13 protein-coding genes are annotated in these 16,274 nt (G+C 58.3%); 5 read left to right on the forward strand and 8 right to left on the reverse strand.

Translation table 11 applies throughout. The annotated features are described in order from the left end of the window. The first annotated feature begins 317 nt into the window (after positions 1-317). Complete coding sequence (locus tag M0651_RS16495; protein WP_248552831.1) at positions 318-1,364, forward strand: YkvI family membrane protein; 1,047 nt, start codon at positions 318-320, stop codon at positions 1,362-1,364. Positions 1,365-1,413: 49 nt separating this feature from the next. On the opposite strand, the gene M0651_RS16500 is transcribed toward M0651_RS16495, so the two are convergent. Genes M0651_RS16500 through M0651_RS16510 form a run of 3 tightly spaced genes read right to left on the reverse strand, consistent with a single transcriptional unit; the run spans position 1,414 to position 7,101 of the window. Then, positions 1,414-4,611, reverse strand: coding sequence for an AAA family ATPase (locus tag M0651_RS16500; protein ID WP_248552832.1), 3,198 nt, complete (start codon positions 4,609-4,611; stop codon positions 1,414-1,416). Further along, positions 4,608-5,960 (reverse strand): metallophosphoesterase family protein, encoded by a 1,353-nt coding sequence (locus M0651_RS16505; protein WP_248552833.1) that lies wholly within the window; start codon positions 5,958-5,960, stop codon positions 4,608-4,610. The genes M0651_RS16500 and M0651_RS16505 overlap by 4 nt, the downstream gene beginning before the upstream one ends. 19 nt (positions 5,961-5,979) lie before the next feature. Further along, positions 5,980-7,101, reverse strand: coding sequence for a glycosyltransferase family 4 protein (locus M0651_RS16510; protein WP_248552834.1), 1,122 nt, complete (start codon positions 7,099-7,101; stop codon positions 5,980-5,982). A gap of 184 nt (positions 7,102-7,285) precedes the next feature. Here M0651_RS16510 and M0651_RS16515 point away from each other — a divergent pair, with 184 nt between their 5' ends. From M0651_RS16515 to M0651_RS16530, 4 genes are all read left to right on the forward strand, one after another. After that, positions 7,286-8,704, forward strand: coding sequence for an RsmB/NOP family class I SAM-dependent RNA methyltransferase (locus M0651_RS16515; protein ID WP_248552835.1), 1,419 nt, complete (start codon positions 7,286-7,288; stop codon positions 8,702-8,704). A gap of 119 nt (positions 8,705-8,823) precedes the next feature. Further along, on the forward strand, positions 8,824-8,919 hold the full coding sequence (locus M0651_RS16520; protein ID WP_193415011.1) for a sporulation protein YjcZ: 96 nt from the start codon (positions 8,824-8,826) through the stop codon (positions 8,917-8,919). Positions 8,920-9,062: 143 nt separating this feature from the next. Further along, positions 9,063-9,647 carry a DUF2087 domain-containing protein gene (locus M0651_RS16525; protein WP_248552836.1) on the forward strand — a complete coding sequence of 195 codons (585 nt, stop codon included), beginning with the start codon at positions 9,063-9,065 and terminating at the stop codon, positions 9,645-9,647. A 142-nt stretch (positions 9,648-9,789) separates the two neighbouring features. After that, positions 9,790-11,055 carry an MFS transporter gene (locus M0651_RS16530; RefSeq protein ID WP_248552837.1) on the forward strand — a complete coding sequence of 422 codons (1,266 nt, stop codon included), beginning with the start codon at positions 9,790-9,792 and terminating at the stop codon, positions 11,053-11,055. Between the two features lie 54 nt (positions 11,056-11,109). Here M0651_RS16530 and M0651_RS16535 read toward each other — a convergent pair whose 3' ends face one another. The 5 genes from M0651_RS16535 to yjbM all read right to left on the reverse strand — a co-directional run bounded on the left by M0651_RS16535 (position 11,110) and on the right by yjbM (position 16,228). Further along, on the reverse strand, positions 11,110-11,922 hold the full coding sequence (locus M0651_RS16535; RefSeq protein ID WP_248552838.1) for a Cof-type HAD-IIB family hydrolase: 813 nt from the start codon (positions 11,920-11,922) through the stop codon (positions 11,110-11,112). A gap of 606 nt (positions 11,923-12,528) precedes the next feature. Next, positions 12,529-13,302, reverse strand: a complete 774-nt coding sequence (locus M0651_RS16540) for a pseudouridine synthase (protein ID WP_248552839.1) — start codon at positions 13,300-13,302, stop codon at positions 12,529-12,531. Position 13,303: 1 nt separating this feature from the next. Beyond that, positions 13,304-14,845 carry an RsmB/NOP family class I SAM-dependent RNA methyltransferase gene (locus M0651_RS16545; RefSeq protein ID WP_248552840.1) on the reverse strand — a complete coding sequence of 514 codons (1,542 nt, stop codon included), beginning with the start codon at positions 14,843-14,845 and terminating at the stop codon, positions 13,304-13,306. An 86-nt stretch (positions 14,846-14,931) separates the two neighbouring features. Next, positions 14,932-15,423 (reverse strand): DUF309 domain-containing protein, encoded by a 492-nt coding sequence (locus M0651_RS16550; protein ID WP_248552841.1) that lies wholly within the window; start codon positions 15,421-15,423, stop codon positions 14,932-14,934. Next, the gene (gene yjbM / locus M0651_RS16555; RefSeq protein WP_248552842.1) at positions 15,413-16,228 is read right to left on the reverse strand and encodes a GTP diphosphokinase; all 816 of its coding nucleotides are present in this window, start codon (positions 16,226-16,228) and stop codon (positions 15,413-15,415) included. The genes M0651_RS16550 and yjbM overlap by 11 nt, the downstream gene beginning before the upstream one ends. Between the last annotated feature and the right edge of the window lie 46 nt (positions 16,229-16,274).

Raw genomic sequence — 16,274 nt, forward strand, 5'->3', positions numbered from 1 at the left:
GGCTAAGCTCCATAGAATCCTCATCGTGATCGAAAGACGACTTTTTGGACGACCGGTTCAATAAATGTCCAAAAAGGGGGCTTTCGAGCACCGAGAAGGTTGGATGAAGTTAGGGACTGAGTAGCGGAGCGTAGGCAGACCTACGTGAGCCACGGAAGGCCCGGCTGAATTCAAGATTCGACGTCGGCTAAGCTCCATAGAATCCTCATCGTGATCGAAAGACGACTTTTTGGACGACCTTATTAGGTTTAAGTCATGTCCCGTTCTTGGACAACATACCCTGTACTATATATAGCACAAGAACCGGGGGGAAAACCATGAAAAATGCCGTAAAAGTTCTGCAGATCGCTTTCACCTATATCGGCACTGTCGTGGGCGCCGGGTTTGCGACGGGACAGGAAATCCTCCAGTTTTTCACCCGGTACGGCAAATGGGGCGTCTTGACCATCCTGTTGTCGACCGTGCTGTTCGTTTGGCTCGGAACCAAAATGATGCTGCTCGCTCGCGACATCAAAGCCGCTTCCTATGAGGATCTGAACCGCCGTCTCTTCGGCGAAAAGATCGGACAGGCGCTAAGTTTGTTCACTTTGATCGTGCTAATCGGCGTCAACAGTGTAATGCTCGCGGGAGCAGGCTCCGTCTTTATGGAGCATTTAGGGCTTCATTATCAGACAGGCCTATGGATCACCCTGATTTTCACCTATCTACTGTTGGGACGGGGGATCAACGGGGTACTCCAGCTGAACTCTATCGTTGTGCCGATGATGCTGATCCTATCGCTCGCGATTATTACGAATACCGCCGGTACGCCGGGAGCAACCCGGTTTTTGACGATGGATACCGATGCTGCGATGATCGCCGCCTGGGCGGCGCCGCTGATGTATTCCGCCTTTAACTTGTCGATGGCCCAAGCGGTGCTCGTGCCCATCGGCAGTCACACCGAAAGTCGTCGTGTCATTGTTCTGGGCGGCGTTCTAGGCGGGTTGGGTGTCGGCTTTATGTTAATGGCCGGACATTTTGCCTTGTCGGCCTATATGCCGGGAATCGTACAGTACGAAATCCCGATGGGCAGCATTGCACAACAGCTTGGAACAACTATCCAGTTGGTCTATGTCCTGCTTATTTTCATGGAAATCTTCAGCACCTTCGTCGCCGATGTTTATGGTGTGACCCTCCAACTGCAGCAGCGGATCAAGATCCCCCCCATACTGATTTCGGTCACGATCCTGTTTATCTGTTATATCACCAGCCAGTTCGGCTTCAGCTCCCTGCTGTCGGTGTTGTATCCCGTGTTTGGGTTGTTCAGTTTATTATGGGCGTTGATGCTGGGCTTATATCGGCAAAAAGAAACCCCCGGAAGTTAAACCCCGGAGGTCCTCAGGCAGCTCTTGGCTCCCCGATTACGCGTATAGTCTACATCCGCACGATGTTCGCTGCCGGAAGCAACGTTTGAACTCGACGAACGACATGTTCATGGCAGGTCATCATCATAATTTGCTGGCGATCGGCAACCTTCCGCAGTACCGACAAAGCCCCTTCCAGGCGGCCTTCGTCGAAGTTGACGAACAAATCGTCCAGCAGCAGCGGCAGCGGAGCTTGCCCCGACACGGCTTCGGATAAAGCCAACCTCATCGCCAAGTACAGCTGCTCCGCTGTCCCCCGGCTGAGGAGCGTACTCTCGAGCGGTCCGAGCTCCGCATGCTCGGCCATCAACTCCTGAGTCCCCATTTTCATGACGATACGACGGTAAGTGCCGCCCGTCATTTCCGCGAAATATCCCGAAGCCGCCTGCAGCACCGCAGGCTGCCGTTCTTCCTCATACACCCGGCGCGTGCGGCCGATCAGTTCATGGCAAACGGCCATAACCGCATACTGGTCAAGTCGGTCACTTAACGCCGCCCGCTGCTCCTCCAGTTGCTGCACAAGATCGTCCCGCCGACAGCGGGATGCTAAATTCTCCTGCTCCTGCAGCAAGCGTCCTCGCTTCTCCTGCAGTTGCCCGAGCAATGCTTCCGCCTGCTGCAAATCCTGTTCTGACTTCTCCAGCCTCAGCCGCAGCTCCGACTCCTCCGTCGTATGCAAGAGCTGCTCCAGCTCGTCCCGCTTCGCTTCATCAAGTCCGGCGAATATCATCAGCTCCAATTGACGAAGATCGCGTTCCAAAGCATCTCGCCGTTCCCTCGCCGCATCCAGTCGAAACAGTTCCTCGCCGTCTGCAGCACCGGCTTCGGCGAGCAGTATCTGCTCCGATTCAAGCACCTGCCGCAGGCGATCGTCCAAGCGCTGCCCCTCTTCTTCCAGCGGTTGCAGCTTGGCGGATAGCTGGTCCAGTCGGCTTTTCTCTTCGATCGCACCGTCCAGCCGGGCCAATGCCGCGCGCAGAACCGCAGCAGCTTGATCGTACTTCCCTTCACTACCATAGGCCAAGCATTCCTGCTCAAACTGCCCGTTCTCCGCACGGAGCGCGGCCATCTTCGCCGTCAGTCCATCGATCCGGGCTAACCAATCCCGCCCTTGCTCCGCCAAGCGGAACACGTCTGAAGCCGCTTCCGGGGACAGATCGGCGGACAAGCTCCGCTCGGCCAACCACGCTTCCCACTCCCCGGCCAGCTCGTCAAAAGCGGCTTCGCGACAGGACAACTCGCGCCCCGTGGCCGCGAGCTCGTCCCGGACGGCGGATGCCTGACTAAGGGCGGCGTCCGCCTCTCCCTCAAGCGCGGCGTGGCGCTGATCCCACAGCAGCCACGCCTCCATCAGCCGGCGCAGCTGCCGCTCCTCTTCGTCCCAGTCCATAGGACCGGACGAAGGGGCGGCCCCGCTGCGCGACCGGGAAGCGGCCGCGGCGCTTTGCGGATGGCGGACGAGCTGGGACAGAAGCGCGCCAAGGCGCGCTCCTGGGCCGGCGCCGTCCCCGGCGCTGAACGCGGCCGAGCCGCGGCGCTGCCGCCGCTCGCTGGCGGACGGCGCGCCGCGGAAGGCGGCCAGCGCCAGGGCGGCGTCCAGGCCGAGCAGCACGGCTGCCGCTGCTACGGCGCCCCACGGCGCATCCGCCGTGAGCCACAGGATGGCGGGCAGCGCCACCGTCAGCGCGCCGCTCCCGGCGAGCAGCTTGCGGTACAGCGCCTGCATCTGCGCCGCGGCCAGTGCCCTGGCGTCAGCCGCCCGCTGCTCGGATGCCTGCCGGCCCGCGCCTTCCCGCCAGCGGTCCAGCTCGCCGCGCAGCTCGCTCCAGAGCGCGCGGATTTCGCTGGGCTGCTGCGGGACGAGCATCGCGAACTGCCGCCGTCCCTCCGCGGCGCTGGCCTCAACCCGCGCGACCGCCGCCGCGCCGGTCTTCTCCGTGGTTGCCGCAGCCCGCTCCAACTTGGAACGCTCGCTCCGCAGCAGCTCCATCTCCTTGTCGTACGCGGCAAACCGCGCCGCAAACCGGCGAACGCTCTCCCGTTCGCCAACCGTCCCGGCAAAAGCGCGCAGCTCCGCCGCGCCCCATGCCGGGTTGATGCTGCGCAGGCACTCGGCCAGCCGCCCCTCAAGCTGGAGAGCTTCCGCTGCCAGCTCCGCGAGCTCGCCCTGCCGGGCCTCGTAGCCCGGCAGGCGGCCGGCCAGCTGCCGCAGCGCCGGCTCCTGCGCCAGCATCGCCGCGTCCGGGCGATGCCGCGCCAGCTCCGCCTGCAGCGCCTCGCGCCGCCGGACCCACTCGCCGCGCTCGAGCTGCAGGCGCTCGCGCTCCGCCTGCAGCGCTCGCCAGCGCGCTGCCCCCTGCGCGGGGAAGCGGGCGACCGGCGGCAGCGCGGCCAGCTCCGCGCGGATCGCTTCGCGCTGCAGCCAGTCGGCCCGGCTGGCCGCAGCTTTCTGCAGGCGAGCCGTTTCCCGGCTCTGCGCCGCGCGGGCCGCCTCGGCTTCCGCCAGCTGCCCCGCCAGCCGCTCCAGCTCCTCCAGCGCGTCGTTGTACCGCGGCAGCAGCGCTTTGGCTGCCTCGGCCTCGCGCTCCAGCCGCTCTACCGCCTGAAGGAGCTGGGCGATTTCCTGCGTCCGCCCGCGTGGTCGATACAGCTTGTCCATGTCCTGGACTAATCGTTTCTCCCCGCGCAGCACCGCAGCTCCGCCACCGATACCGGCGTGAAACAGGTAGCGGCTCAGCTCCTCCGACTGCAAAGCTCCCACTTCCTGCAGCTCGGTCAACGACACGGCGAACAGCTGCTTGAACATTGCTTTGGACATGCCGCCGAGCAGCTCTCGCTGCATCTCCTCCTGCGTCGCTTCCCGCACTTCACCGTTCTCGCTGCTGCGCGTAATCCGCAGCCGATCCCCGCGCGTACCAGGTAAATTCCGCCCCTCCGGCGGCTGTGCGTAGCGCTCGATCAGCCAGCGCGCCCCATCGTCGCCAAGGACCGTCAGCGCTCCTCCGTGCGCTCCGCCCCGCAGCGGCTCATATCGCTCGGCAGCCAGCGCCCGAGAAGGAATGCCGAACAACATTGCACGGACGAAGCCAAGCAACGTGCTTTTTCCCGCCTCGTTGGGACCATACAGCACCGTAACCTGGCCCGGCAGCTCCACGTCCAGCCCGTTTAGGCGGCCAAAGCCGCTGATCTGCATACGTTCCAGCTTCATGAAGCGCCTCTCCCTTCCCTTAGCAACGGCGTATCCTCGTTCAGCAGGGCCGCCGCCAACTCCTCGGCCCGGCGCAGCAGATTTTGCTTGGCTTTCGAGTCCAGTTCCTGCAACAAACGCCGCAGCTGGCGGTTATCCGAGAGCGGAGCCAACGCAGCACGAACCAGCTCCTCCACAACTTCGGGCTCCGCCGTCGTCTGCTCGCCTAAACGAAACAACTCGCCAAGGAAGCTGTCTTCCGCCAGCAGACTCTCGCGGTCCAACTCCATACCCGTTTCCAGCTTGAACCCGGCCAGCCATACGATCCCTTCTCCTAGCCTCAGGTTCTCCGCACCTGTATCCGTATCCAAACTAGCCGTCTCAAGCTTCAAGCTTTCCTTGCGCCGCAGCTCCTGCAACAGCTCGGCCGCTTCCGACCCAGACTGAAGCACCCCATGCAGCGGCCCCCGCCCAGTAAACGTAAGCCGTACCACTGTTATGCGGCCGGGCTCAGCTTCTCTCAGTTCATCCAGCTGCTCCTCCACGCTCGCTTTCCACGCTTCCTCAGTGGTCAACCCGTTGATCGCAAGCCGGCTCTCCTGCCATAACACCTGATCGAGTCTATGAAACGATAACTCGGCTTCCCCGTTCTCCGCCACCTCGACAAGATAGCATCCCTTCGGACCGGTCTCCTTCAAGCTCCGCCCCTGAATGTTGCCGGGGTACACCACCCAAGGCGACTCGCAAAGAATCTGCCGCTTATGGATATGGCCCAGCGCCCAATAATCGTACCCCGAAGCCTCTAGATCGCGGAGCGAGCACGGCGCGTAAGCGTCATGCCCCTCTTGACCGTCTACGTTGCCATGCAGCAACCCGATATGATAAAGTGCTGATCCCGGCTCGCGCCGATACTGCAAAGCCAGATTGTCGTGCACCGCCGGGGTCGGATAAGAAGAGCCCGTCAGCACCGCTACCGGTTCCCCATCGTGCCGCCTGACCGCGGTGACGCTTTCCGCGCGAGGACCAAACTCGTAGACATGCCCGGGCAACGCCAATCGTAGTCGTCGGCCAGATAAAGGATCATGGTTCCCCCGAATCAAATAAACCGGAATGCCATGCTCCCCCAGCTTGTCCCAGCCTTCGCGCAAACGCAGCTGCGCACGCAGCGAGGAGTCCGAAGCATCGTAAATATCCCCGCTGATTACGATAAAATCAACGGCTTCCTCGATCGCAAGTCGGATCAACCGGTCAAACGCGGCGAAAGTCGACTCCCGCAATAACCTGCGCAGCCGATCCGGCACGCCGGACATCCCCGAAAAGGGGGTATCCAGATGCAAATCGGCCGCGTGAAGAAAACGAAAAGCTTTCATTCGTGCAACAACTCTTTCCTTATTTGAATTGCAGATACAGCTTCTTCAGCTCGTGTACCACCCGGTTCAACGAATACTGGGCTTTGGCCTTCTCCGATCCGCTGCGGGCCAGCTGGTAGCGGTAATCCGGATCCAGGATGACCTTCTCCAGCGCTATAGCCAAAGACTTCGCGTCTTCAGGCGGCACCAGGAGGCCGTTCACGCCGTCCTCGATTTGCTCGGCGATCCCGCCGATCTCCGTCCCGACGAGCGCTAGGCTGCAAAGCGCCGCTTCGGCGAACACCGAACCGAAGGCTTCCGCCCGCGACGGCAGTACAAAGATATCAAAGAATGGCATGAATTCTTCTGGATGCAGCGTGTACCCGTAAAAAATCGTCTCGTCGTATATGCCCAAACGCTGCGCCAGTTGCTCCAGCTCCTGGCGAATCGGTCCGTCGCCGATGATATGCAGCACATAGTTGTGTCCGCGCTTCTTCAACTCCGCGCAAGCCTGCAGCAACGTATCCAGCCCTTTGGCTGGCACGAGGCGGCAGACGGTGACCAACTGGGCGACTTCATTATCATGGGGGATCGGCTTAAACCGCTTCTCATCAAACCCGTTCGGAATAATCCCGATGGCCGCGGCATCGTCCACATAAGGCGTCAAGTAATCGGCAAAAGATTGCGAGACGGTATAAAGCCGGTCGGCGCGATGCTCCAGCTCGCGGTACAGCGAAGTAAGGAACCGGTGCTCAGGCCCGTTCTCCCGGATGCGGCCGTTTAATATGAGTTCTTTTTCATAACTAGAGTGGATGCTTTGGATGACCGGGGTTTGCGGGAACACTTCTTTCATCGCCAGCCCCGCGATCGGATGATGGGCATGGATCACATCGTAAGGCTGCTTCAACCGTAGCTTCGTCCACCACAAGTAGTCGCGGTAAGTTTGAACGTATTTTTGCACGATCGGGCTTTCCCCGTACTGCTGCCAATCAAAGGTATGAAAAATTACGGGATCGCTCCCCTTCGAACGAATCCGTTTCGGTAGAGAAAATAATTCCATCTCCCAATGAGGAGGATTAAACCGGTCTTGCAGGTACGGAATCATCGACGATACGCCCCCGGGCTGTTCCGGCGGAAAAAATAAAGCCTGCAGCAGTTTCATTGAGGTTCTCCTTTGCATGTCTTTTACGATTTTGCGATAAAAACCCGCTTCTTTTTCCATTATGCCATAGGCAAGAAGGAACATCCATTCCCCTTTTGAGAATAAAAAGCGATATGTTAAACTGCTGAGGTACAGTTGAACAGGCCTCCGATGGCCTTTTTCTTATTCGGAAGGAGCAGCAATCATGACCATTCCATCCCTGCCAGCCGCTTATCAGGAAGCGGTGACGGCCATGCTCGGCCCGGCCGAAGCGGAGGCATTTCTCGCAAGCTATGCCGCCCCTCGCGCCTATGGACTGAGACTGAATACGCTGAAAATAAACCCAGCTTCTACGGCAGCAAGCAAACTTGCGGAGTTATTTGATTTTCGCCCGGTGCCTTGGTGCGGGACGGGCTATTACTACGAGGAATCAACACGCCCGGGTAAACATCCCTACCACGCCGCCGGACTCTATTATATTCAAGAGCCGTCAGCAATGTCCGCCGTGGAGCTGCTGGACCCTCAGCCCGGTCAAACCGTGCTGGATCTGGCCGCTGCCCCTGGGGGAAAGACAACCCAAATCGCCGCTAAAATGGCCGGGCAAGGCTTGCTGATCAGTAACGAGATCCATCCACAGCGCGCGCGCATTTTGGCCGAAAACGTGGAGCGCCTCGGCATTCGGAACGCCGTCGTAACACAGGCAGCGCCGCCGGCGCTGTCAGCCCGTTTTCCGCTCGCCTTCGATCGTATTATGCTGGACGCTCCTTGCTCGGGTGAAGGCATGTTCCGCAAGGACCCCGAGGCGATTCGCGAGTGGTCGCAGGAGTCGGTGGAGCTCTGCGCCGCCCGACAATGGGACATCCTGCAGGATGCCGTGGCGATGCTGAAGCCCGGCGGCCGGCTCGCCTACTCCACCTGCACATTTAACCGCCGAGAGAACGAGGATACCATAGCCCGCCTGCTGACGGAGTATTCGTTCCTTCGGCTGATTGTTGAGAAGCGAATCTGGCCGCACCGCGAGCAAGGCGAAGGCCATTACGTCGCCCTGATTGAGCGGGATCATGTGGAAATGAGCGGCACAATGGATCCCAACAGTGCCGGACGCCAACGCGAACGCGAACGCGGACGCGCCGGTCGTGTGGGCCGCTCCGGCCCAGCGGAGCGAAATGCCGTCGCAGCCCTGGACAGCTTCCGCGCTTGGGCGGCGGACGAGCTCCCGTCCCTCACGCTTCCCGCCGGAGGCACCCCGCTCCTGTTCGGCGAGGCGCTGTACCTGCTGTCGGCCAGCGACGGCTTGGCGCTGACGGCGGAACACCTGACCGGCCTGAAGGTCCCACGCGCCGGGCTGCACCTCGGCGACGTCCGCAAAGGCCGGTTTGAACCGGCCCACGCGCTGGCCATGGCGCTTGGCGCAGCCGAAGCCGCCCCGCGTCTGTGGACGCTGGGCGAGGATTCGCCCCTCGCCGCCGCCTACCTGCGCGGCGAGACGCTGGAGGTGCCCGCCTCCTTGCGCGGCTGGCACCTCGTGACCCTCGCCTGCGGCGATGGCCAATACCCGCTGGGCTGGGGCAAGGCCAGCAGCGGGCAGTTGAAGAATCACTTGCCCAAAGGCCTTCGGCATTAATCTATCCGCCCAATCTAGCTAATTTGGACGTTAGTCCAGTCCGCGCCCTCCCAGGCGACATACAATACACTATCTCGTGATCAACGGGAAACCTATCCTGACGCAAGGGAGGAATAACAATGGGTGAAATCTACGGAGGAGGCTTCACTTCGACGGGAGCTATTTTGGTGCTGTTCATCTTGCTCGTTATCGTTTCCCGTACTCTTCTGGTGTAATGTTATGACATGCCTGTAATAAGCGGCTGGGATCCTGCTTGGATTCCTCCGCTATTTTTTTATCTTCCCTTGACAAGGCGATCCGGCACATGGAATAATACGATCATCTAATTAAATAAATATCGAATTAGTGAGGGATAATGATGCAGCTAGACCGGTTGGTCAATTTTCATAAAGCGATTGGCGATGTCACCCGCATCCGTATAATCGCTTTGCTTCAGAACGGCCCCCTCCATGGACAAGCGCTGGCAGGGAAGCTTGGGGTCACGCCGCCAACGATCACGCATCACATGACCAAGCTGCGAGAAGCAGATTTGGTTTATGAGCGCCGGGATAAGAATACAATCTATTTTTACTTGAACGAAAAAAGCCTCACCCTTCAGGCTCAAGCGATCCTAAACATCGGCAAGGCGCTCCCGGCAACCGAGGACAAACACGAAGAAGCGGCGCGTAAAGCCGCCGTGCTGGATAACTTCTTCAACAAGGATGGCACTTTGAAGCATTTGCCTGCCCAACGCAAGAAGAAGCTGATCGTGCTTGAACGTCTCGTCAAAGGGTTGGAACCGCACCGCAAGTACAAAGAGAAAGAAATTAACGAATACATCCTGAATTACCACGAGGATTACGCCACGATTCGCCGTGAGTTTATCATGAATCATTTTATGTACCGCGAAAATGACATCTACGAGCTAAACCCGCCGGAGCTTTGGGGTAAGAGCTCATCCTAATCGCAAGCGGATTGTGCCTGTCAAGCAATGAGGTATCGCTTATCGCCTCGTTGCCTTTTTTTGTCCATAAAATTAGATGATTATTTAATTAGATAGACATAACACTACTGTTGTCTTCTCTGAAAAGGAGTGATTTCTTCCCATGAGTTCCTTACGAATCCTGCGCCAGGAACCCTCTTACCGCCGTCTTTTTGCAGCCGGACTGGTCAACGGCATCGGCGACCGGTTCAGCCAAGTGGCCATCCTAGGCTTGCTTTTATCGCTGACCGGTTCGGGTTTGGCCGTCGGTATCACCTTTGCGGTCCGCCTGTTTCCGTACCTCGTCTTCGGACCGCTGGGCGGACTGCTCGCCGACCGTTTCTCCAAGAAAACGATCATGATCTTCACCGATGTCATCCGTATGTTTTTTGCGCTAACTCCGCTTCTGGTACGCACTCCTGGGGATGTCTGGATCATCTATGTCAGCGCGTTTGCCCTATCAGCAGGTGAAGCCATCTATGCCCCGGCCCGCATGTCGCTGATTCCTCGGCTCGTCCGCCGGGACAATCTGCTGGCGGTGAACAGTCTGGAGCAGGCTATGGTCGGCTTCGTGCTCATCGGAGGATCTGTCACGGGCGGTATCCTTGCCGCCGCGGTGGGCGGGCAGGTGTCCTTCGCACTCAACGCCTTGTCTTTCCTGATCTCCGGCCTGCTGCTCTTCCGCCTTGATCTCGCTGGGCGACCTGAGGCCGCAGAGCCAGATACCGACAAGTCGAAGCCGACACTCGCGCCCCGTCAAACCGCTGGACTCCGGCGGTTGGTCACCCAATCCTACTTTTTGCGGATCATGTTGATCGTGTTTGCCATTTGGCCCATCGGGGATGGAATCTTTAATGTACTGATCAGCGTATACGCCGCGGAAGTGTTCCATACGGGAGATATCGGCATCGGATTACTGTATGGAGCGCTAGGTGCCGGGATGCTGATCGGATCCGGTTTCACCGGCAAAATGGCCCGCTATATGCGGACGGCCGCTGTCCTGACCGTGTTGATCGAAGGGGGGTTCCAAGTGATGATCAGCCAATCGCCTTCGTTTCTCCTGCTCCTCCTACTGTTAGCCTTATCGGCAGCCATTACCAGCGTGGGCAACGCCTGTAACGAAACGGTTCTGATGCAGCTGGTTCCAACCGAATGGCAAGGACGGTTCTTTGGCGGCTTGGCTACCTTGCAAAATACCTTGATGGGCATCGCCATGCTCTCCGCCGGGTTCATGCTGGAAGTGGTGACGCCTAGGGCTTTAGGGCTCACTGGGGGAGTATTCCTCGCTTTGCTCGGTCTTAGTGTCAGCCTTGCCTGGCTGCTGCACCGTCCGAGAACTTTTGAGCGGCGCTCCTTATCCGATAGCGAGAAGACCACACTCTCCCCCTGATGTTACATCTCCGCACGAAAAAAAAGCCGACCCCTTCAAGGTTCGGCTTTTTCCTTATCGCAACTGTTCTTCTAATACATACTTTACCAACGCTTGTTTCACGCCTTCCTCGTTGTTCGAGGCGGTCACCGCATTAGCCGCCGCTTTCACATCCAGCGGGGAATTGTCCATGGCTACGCCTAAACCGGCATAGGTGAGCATCGTTAAGTCGTTATAAAAATTGCCGATCGCCATAACGTTTTCGGCCGGGATTCCGCGCTTTTCAGCCAGCTTCTGCAGAGCCGCCCCTTTAGAGGCCTCTTTATGCATTAAGTCGATGAAAAAATCGCCGCTGCGCAGCATATTAAACTCCTGCGTCCACTGGCTCCAGTCGGCGTACACGCGATCCAGTTGGTCCATTTCGCCGGCGGCAGTAAACTTCACGATCGGCTTGCTGAAATCAGCCCAGCCTGGCATATCCTCCGGCTCCATCAGGAATTGGTGATACATGTCCAGCGCTTCCTTCGTGAGCCCGGCCGCATTTTCCACATACAGCGCAAAGGTGGTATTCACATCAAAATGAACGTTGTTCTTGCGGCAATACTCCATATACGGCTCTAGCCCGTGCGGATTCAATGCGAATTCGTGAACGATCTCCTCGGTCCGCACATCCACCGTAGCTGCCCCGTTATGGCAAATCACGTAGCCCTCCAGACCCAGCTCGCGCATATAGGGGATCGAGCTCCGTGGCGCTCGGCCGGTGCACAACACGAATTCCGTGCCTTGCTCCGCGATGGCTCGAATCGTCTCGATTGTCCCCGGGGTCAACACGTGGTCATCGGTGAGCAGCGTGCCGTCTACATCTAATGCGATCAGTTTGTATTTCATGTATGGTCTCCTTTCTTGACTCAACCCTCCCCATCCCTCCCTTACTGTAAGGGAGGGGGCCCGAGGGCCTGCTGCCCTCTGGTCTCCCGCAAAGGGGAGGAACGTGGGAGTGCAAGAGGTGCTCCTGCACGCTCTCCCCTGTGGGGATTCGCTTAAGTTGGCGCGTGGAACGCTTTTCCCCCTTCGGGTACGTCTTACTTTAGGCGCTCCCGTTTAACCTGGTAAACCGTGCTGCTCATCCCTACTTCTGTCGGCTCACCTGGGCAGGCAAACGTGCGATAAGCCGCTTGTCGCCCTACGGGCACGCTCTACTTCGGGCGCGCCTGCATGGCGGTGACTGCAACGTTCGGCCTAGATCCTTCAACTTCGTGCAGTTAAGACGCTCTCCCTGCGGGAAACGCTCGCTGTTGTGCAAACCGCTGGTTAGTTGGGGCTACAACGTGCTTCTTGGCTTCATTCCAGCAAACCTGGCGCTCTCCCTTCGGGAATCGCTCACTTGTAGTGCGAACCGCTGGTTAGTTGGGGCTACAACGTGCTTCTTGGCTTCATACCAGCAAACTCGGCGCTCTCCCTTCGGGAATCGCTCACTGTAGAGCGAACCGCTGGTTAGCTTTTTGAAGCACCAGTGCCTTTATACGTACGCAACAACTCCAGCTCGGAATCGGTCAACTCGCGGAAGGCGCCAAGCGGCAAGGTCTCGTCGAGGACGAGCGGCCCCATCGACAGGCGCTTCAGGTACGTGACCCGGGAGCCGACGGACTCGAACATCCGCTTGACCTGATGGAATTTCCCCTCGGAGATGGTCAGTTGGATGCGAGAGATATGGGCTCCATCCGCTTCCTTGCTATGTTCCAGCACCTTTAGCTCGGCGGGCAAGGTGACGTAGCCGTCGTCGAGCTCTACGCCCTCACGGAAGCGAGCGGCTTCCACTTCACCCACATGCCCGAGGACGATGGCCTCGTACGTTTTGGGGACATGCTTCCGCGGAGACAGCAAGTCGTGAGCCAACTGGCCGTCGTTGGTCAGCAGCAGCAGGCCCTCTGTGTCTTTGTCCAGCCGGCCGACGGGGAACGGCGAGAACACTTGAAAATCCGTCGGTAACAAATCGAGTACAGTCTTCTCCCGTCGATCCTCCGTTGCTGAGATGACGCCGGGCGGTTTATGCAGCATCAAATAAACAAACTCGCGATAAAAAATCCGTTCTCCGTCCAGCTCCACGACATCCGTCCCGGGATCGCACTGGATGCCGCTGTCTTTGACGACCACTCCATTGATTGCGACTCGGCCTTGTTTGACGTACTTTTTGATTTCTGATCGGGTTCCGTAGCCGAGATGGCCCAGAATTTTATCCAGCCGTTGTGATTTTTTGCCGGTACTCATCTTACGTCCACCTCCAGCCAGCGGGATATTCGTTCTTCAGCATTCCATCTTGCCATTTGCCCCACCCCAGCGAATAGCCGTCGACCGTGACAAGCACATATCCTTTTAGGCCGGCGTTCTCCGAGCATCGAATCCTCGCCGCTTCCACCTGCAGCGTTTCTCCCTTCAGATATCGGATTGCCTCGCCGTCTGCGGCGGACAAATCCAGCACCCTCGCCGCTTCGGATGGAGACAGGGCTGTCGCCAAGGGCTGCCCGGGTGTAAGACGTCCATTTTTCACGCTCCCCACGTACCAGCCAGGCCGGACAACCTTCAAGCCGTCAAGACGGTCCTTGGTCAGCGGTGAAAGGTAGACGTTGCCTCCAAACAGCAGCGGCTCCCCAGGTAACTCCGCCTCACTGAGGTGCTCCCGGGAAAAAGCTCGCCAGCTCTCCAGCAGCTCCCGCTCGTCTACGCCTTTGGCATCATGCCCCGTTCCCGGGCGACCCCGATGGCCTTGCCGGGAATCCCGTTTGCCGCGGGGTCCCCCCTCCCAGTCCGAGGTGACGTTACCATACGCTGCGGCTTCCTCCTGGGGTTGTCCCTCCCCTTGCCGCTCCAAGACGGCGAGAAAATGTCCCTCGCCCTCCATCTTGTGCGGCCAAAGTCGGCCGCACATGGCAGTTTGCGCAACAATTTCCGACGGATAATCCCGGCCTTCCCCTCGCTCCGCCAGCCACTCTAACCACTCCGGCCGCCCAGGGGAGATGCAGTCATTAGGACGCAGCGGCACAACCCGAAACTCCGGATGCTCCAGCAGGAAATTCGCAATCGTTGCCTCGTTTTCTTCCGGCGCGAATGTACAGGTGGAGTATACCATTCTTCCCCCCGGCGCCAACAAAGCCGCAGCCGATCGCAAGATATCCCGCTGCATGCCGGCATATTTTCGGATCCACTCCGGTTCCCACAGCCGGGCCATATCCTCATCTTTCCGGAACATCCCTTCGCCTGAGCAGGGTGCGTCGATCAGAATTTTATCAAAAAAATTCGGGAACGCACGTGCGATCCGCTCCGGTGACTCCCCGAGCACGACCGCGTTGCGTACGCCGTACAACTCGATATTCTTGGCCAAGGCTTTGGTCCGCTCCGCGTTAATATCGTTGGTAACCAACATGCCATTCCCTCGCAGCTTTGCCGCGATTTGGGTTGACTTTCCGCCCGGTGCCGCGCAGAGATCAAGCACATGCTCTCCGGGAGTCACCTCCAGCAGTTCCACTGGCGCCATAGCGCTTGGCTCTTGAATGTAATACAGCCCGGCATGATAATACGGATGTTTACCCGGCTTCGTCTGCTCATCGATGTAATACCCTGTCTCGCACCAGGGAATCGGCCGCAATTCAAACGGCACCGCCTCCCTGAAAGCCTCCGAATCAATTTTTAGCGTGTTGACACGGATTCCCGCAAATCGCGGATTATCATAAGAGGCATAAAAAGCAGCATATTCTTCTTCACCCAGCAGCTCCTTCATGCGTTCCAAAAATCCCTTTGGTGGTTGTACCGCCATGCCTGTCCCATCCATTCCTTGTATTCGTCATTATCGCTTCCTACCGCAAAACGCCCGTCTCCCCTACACCGGGGGACGGGCTGAGATCAGCCTTGCTGCTGTGTTCTCCTTAAAGCAAGCTTCTGCTGCCGTTCCTCATGCTTCTCACCGCGCTGCGGCGTGCGCCGTTGCGGGATATTCGGGGCGATGTTCTCCGACGCCACTTCCGTCATGCGGATCAGTTCCGGGTCCATCAAACGGATCGTTAGATCGTAAAAGACATAATCCCGGTTCCCCTCGTTCGCCAGCTCCTGGATGTACGCTTCCGCCTCCCGCCGCAGCTTCCCAAGATCGATGCCAAGCGACTGCTCCGGATACGGAGTCAGCTGCTCTAAGGCAGAGGTCAGCATTTTCCGCCCGCCAGACAAGTTACCGCGCCGGGCATGGAACAAGCCAACAGCAATCTGTAGCAGCCCCTTGTACAGCGGATCATGTCCCCTAGCCAACCACAGCTCCTCGAGTACCTCATGGCATTCGAAGTAATCACGGTCTCGATTGAAGTATACAAGGTACGCCACAAACAGCGGCTCATAGCTCATCCCCGGGCTCCTCCACTTTTTTGTGCTGTTTGATGAGGCCTTTCACTTCGCCCATCAACTGCTTCAGACCCTCGAAGTCCTTCGTTTCCCACAATCGGTTAAAACGCTCCTGGGCCTCAATCGCTTCGGAAACTAGATGGTAAAAATACAGCTGGTGAATCGCAGCAAGCGTTGAGGATACGATGTTGGAGTCATCCTCGAAGCTCTTCTGTGCAACCAAAATTTCCTGGCGGATGCTGGACATTTCGTTATCTAACACGAATGCGGCTTCGGCGGCTTTCTTGAGCCGGCCTCGCATCTCCTCCGGCAGGCTTTCCCGGTACTTATAGTTCAGAGAATGCTCGATCGTCGCCCAGAAATTCATCGCCAGCGTGCGGATCTGAATTTCGGCCAGCACTTCCTTTTGTCCCAGCGCGGTTTGAACCGGGTATTCCACAATCATATGAAAGCTGCGATACCCGCTTTCTTTATAGTTGGTTATATAGTCTTTTTCGTAAAGAACCTTAAGGTCCTTGCGCATGCGAATGTATTCCGCCACCCGGCGGATATCCTCCACGAACTGACACATGATCCGGATGCCGGCGATATCTTCGATCCCGGTCTCCAGATCCTCCAGAGCAACGTTATACCGTTTCGCCTTGTCCAGAATGCTGGATATTTTCTTGACACGTCCGGTCACGAATTCGATTGGCGCATACTCTTCGCGTTTCTTCAGTTCAGAGCGCATCGTCTTGAATTTGACCTTTAGCTCCTCTACGGCTTGTTCATATGGAAGCAAAAATGTTCCCCAATCTCTACTGTCCATCCTTATGCCTCCTGTCTTCTGTCCCCCCGGCTTCACTTCAGCCGGC

Origin of the sequence: Paenibacillus mellifer, assembly GCF_023195895.1 — a bacterium.
Lineage (GTDB): Bacteria > Bacillota > Bacilli > Paenibacillales > Paenibacillaceae > Fontibacillus > Fontibacillus mellifer.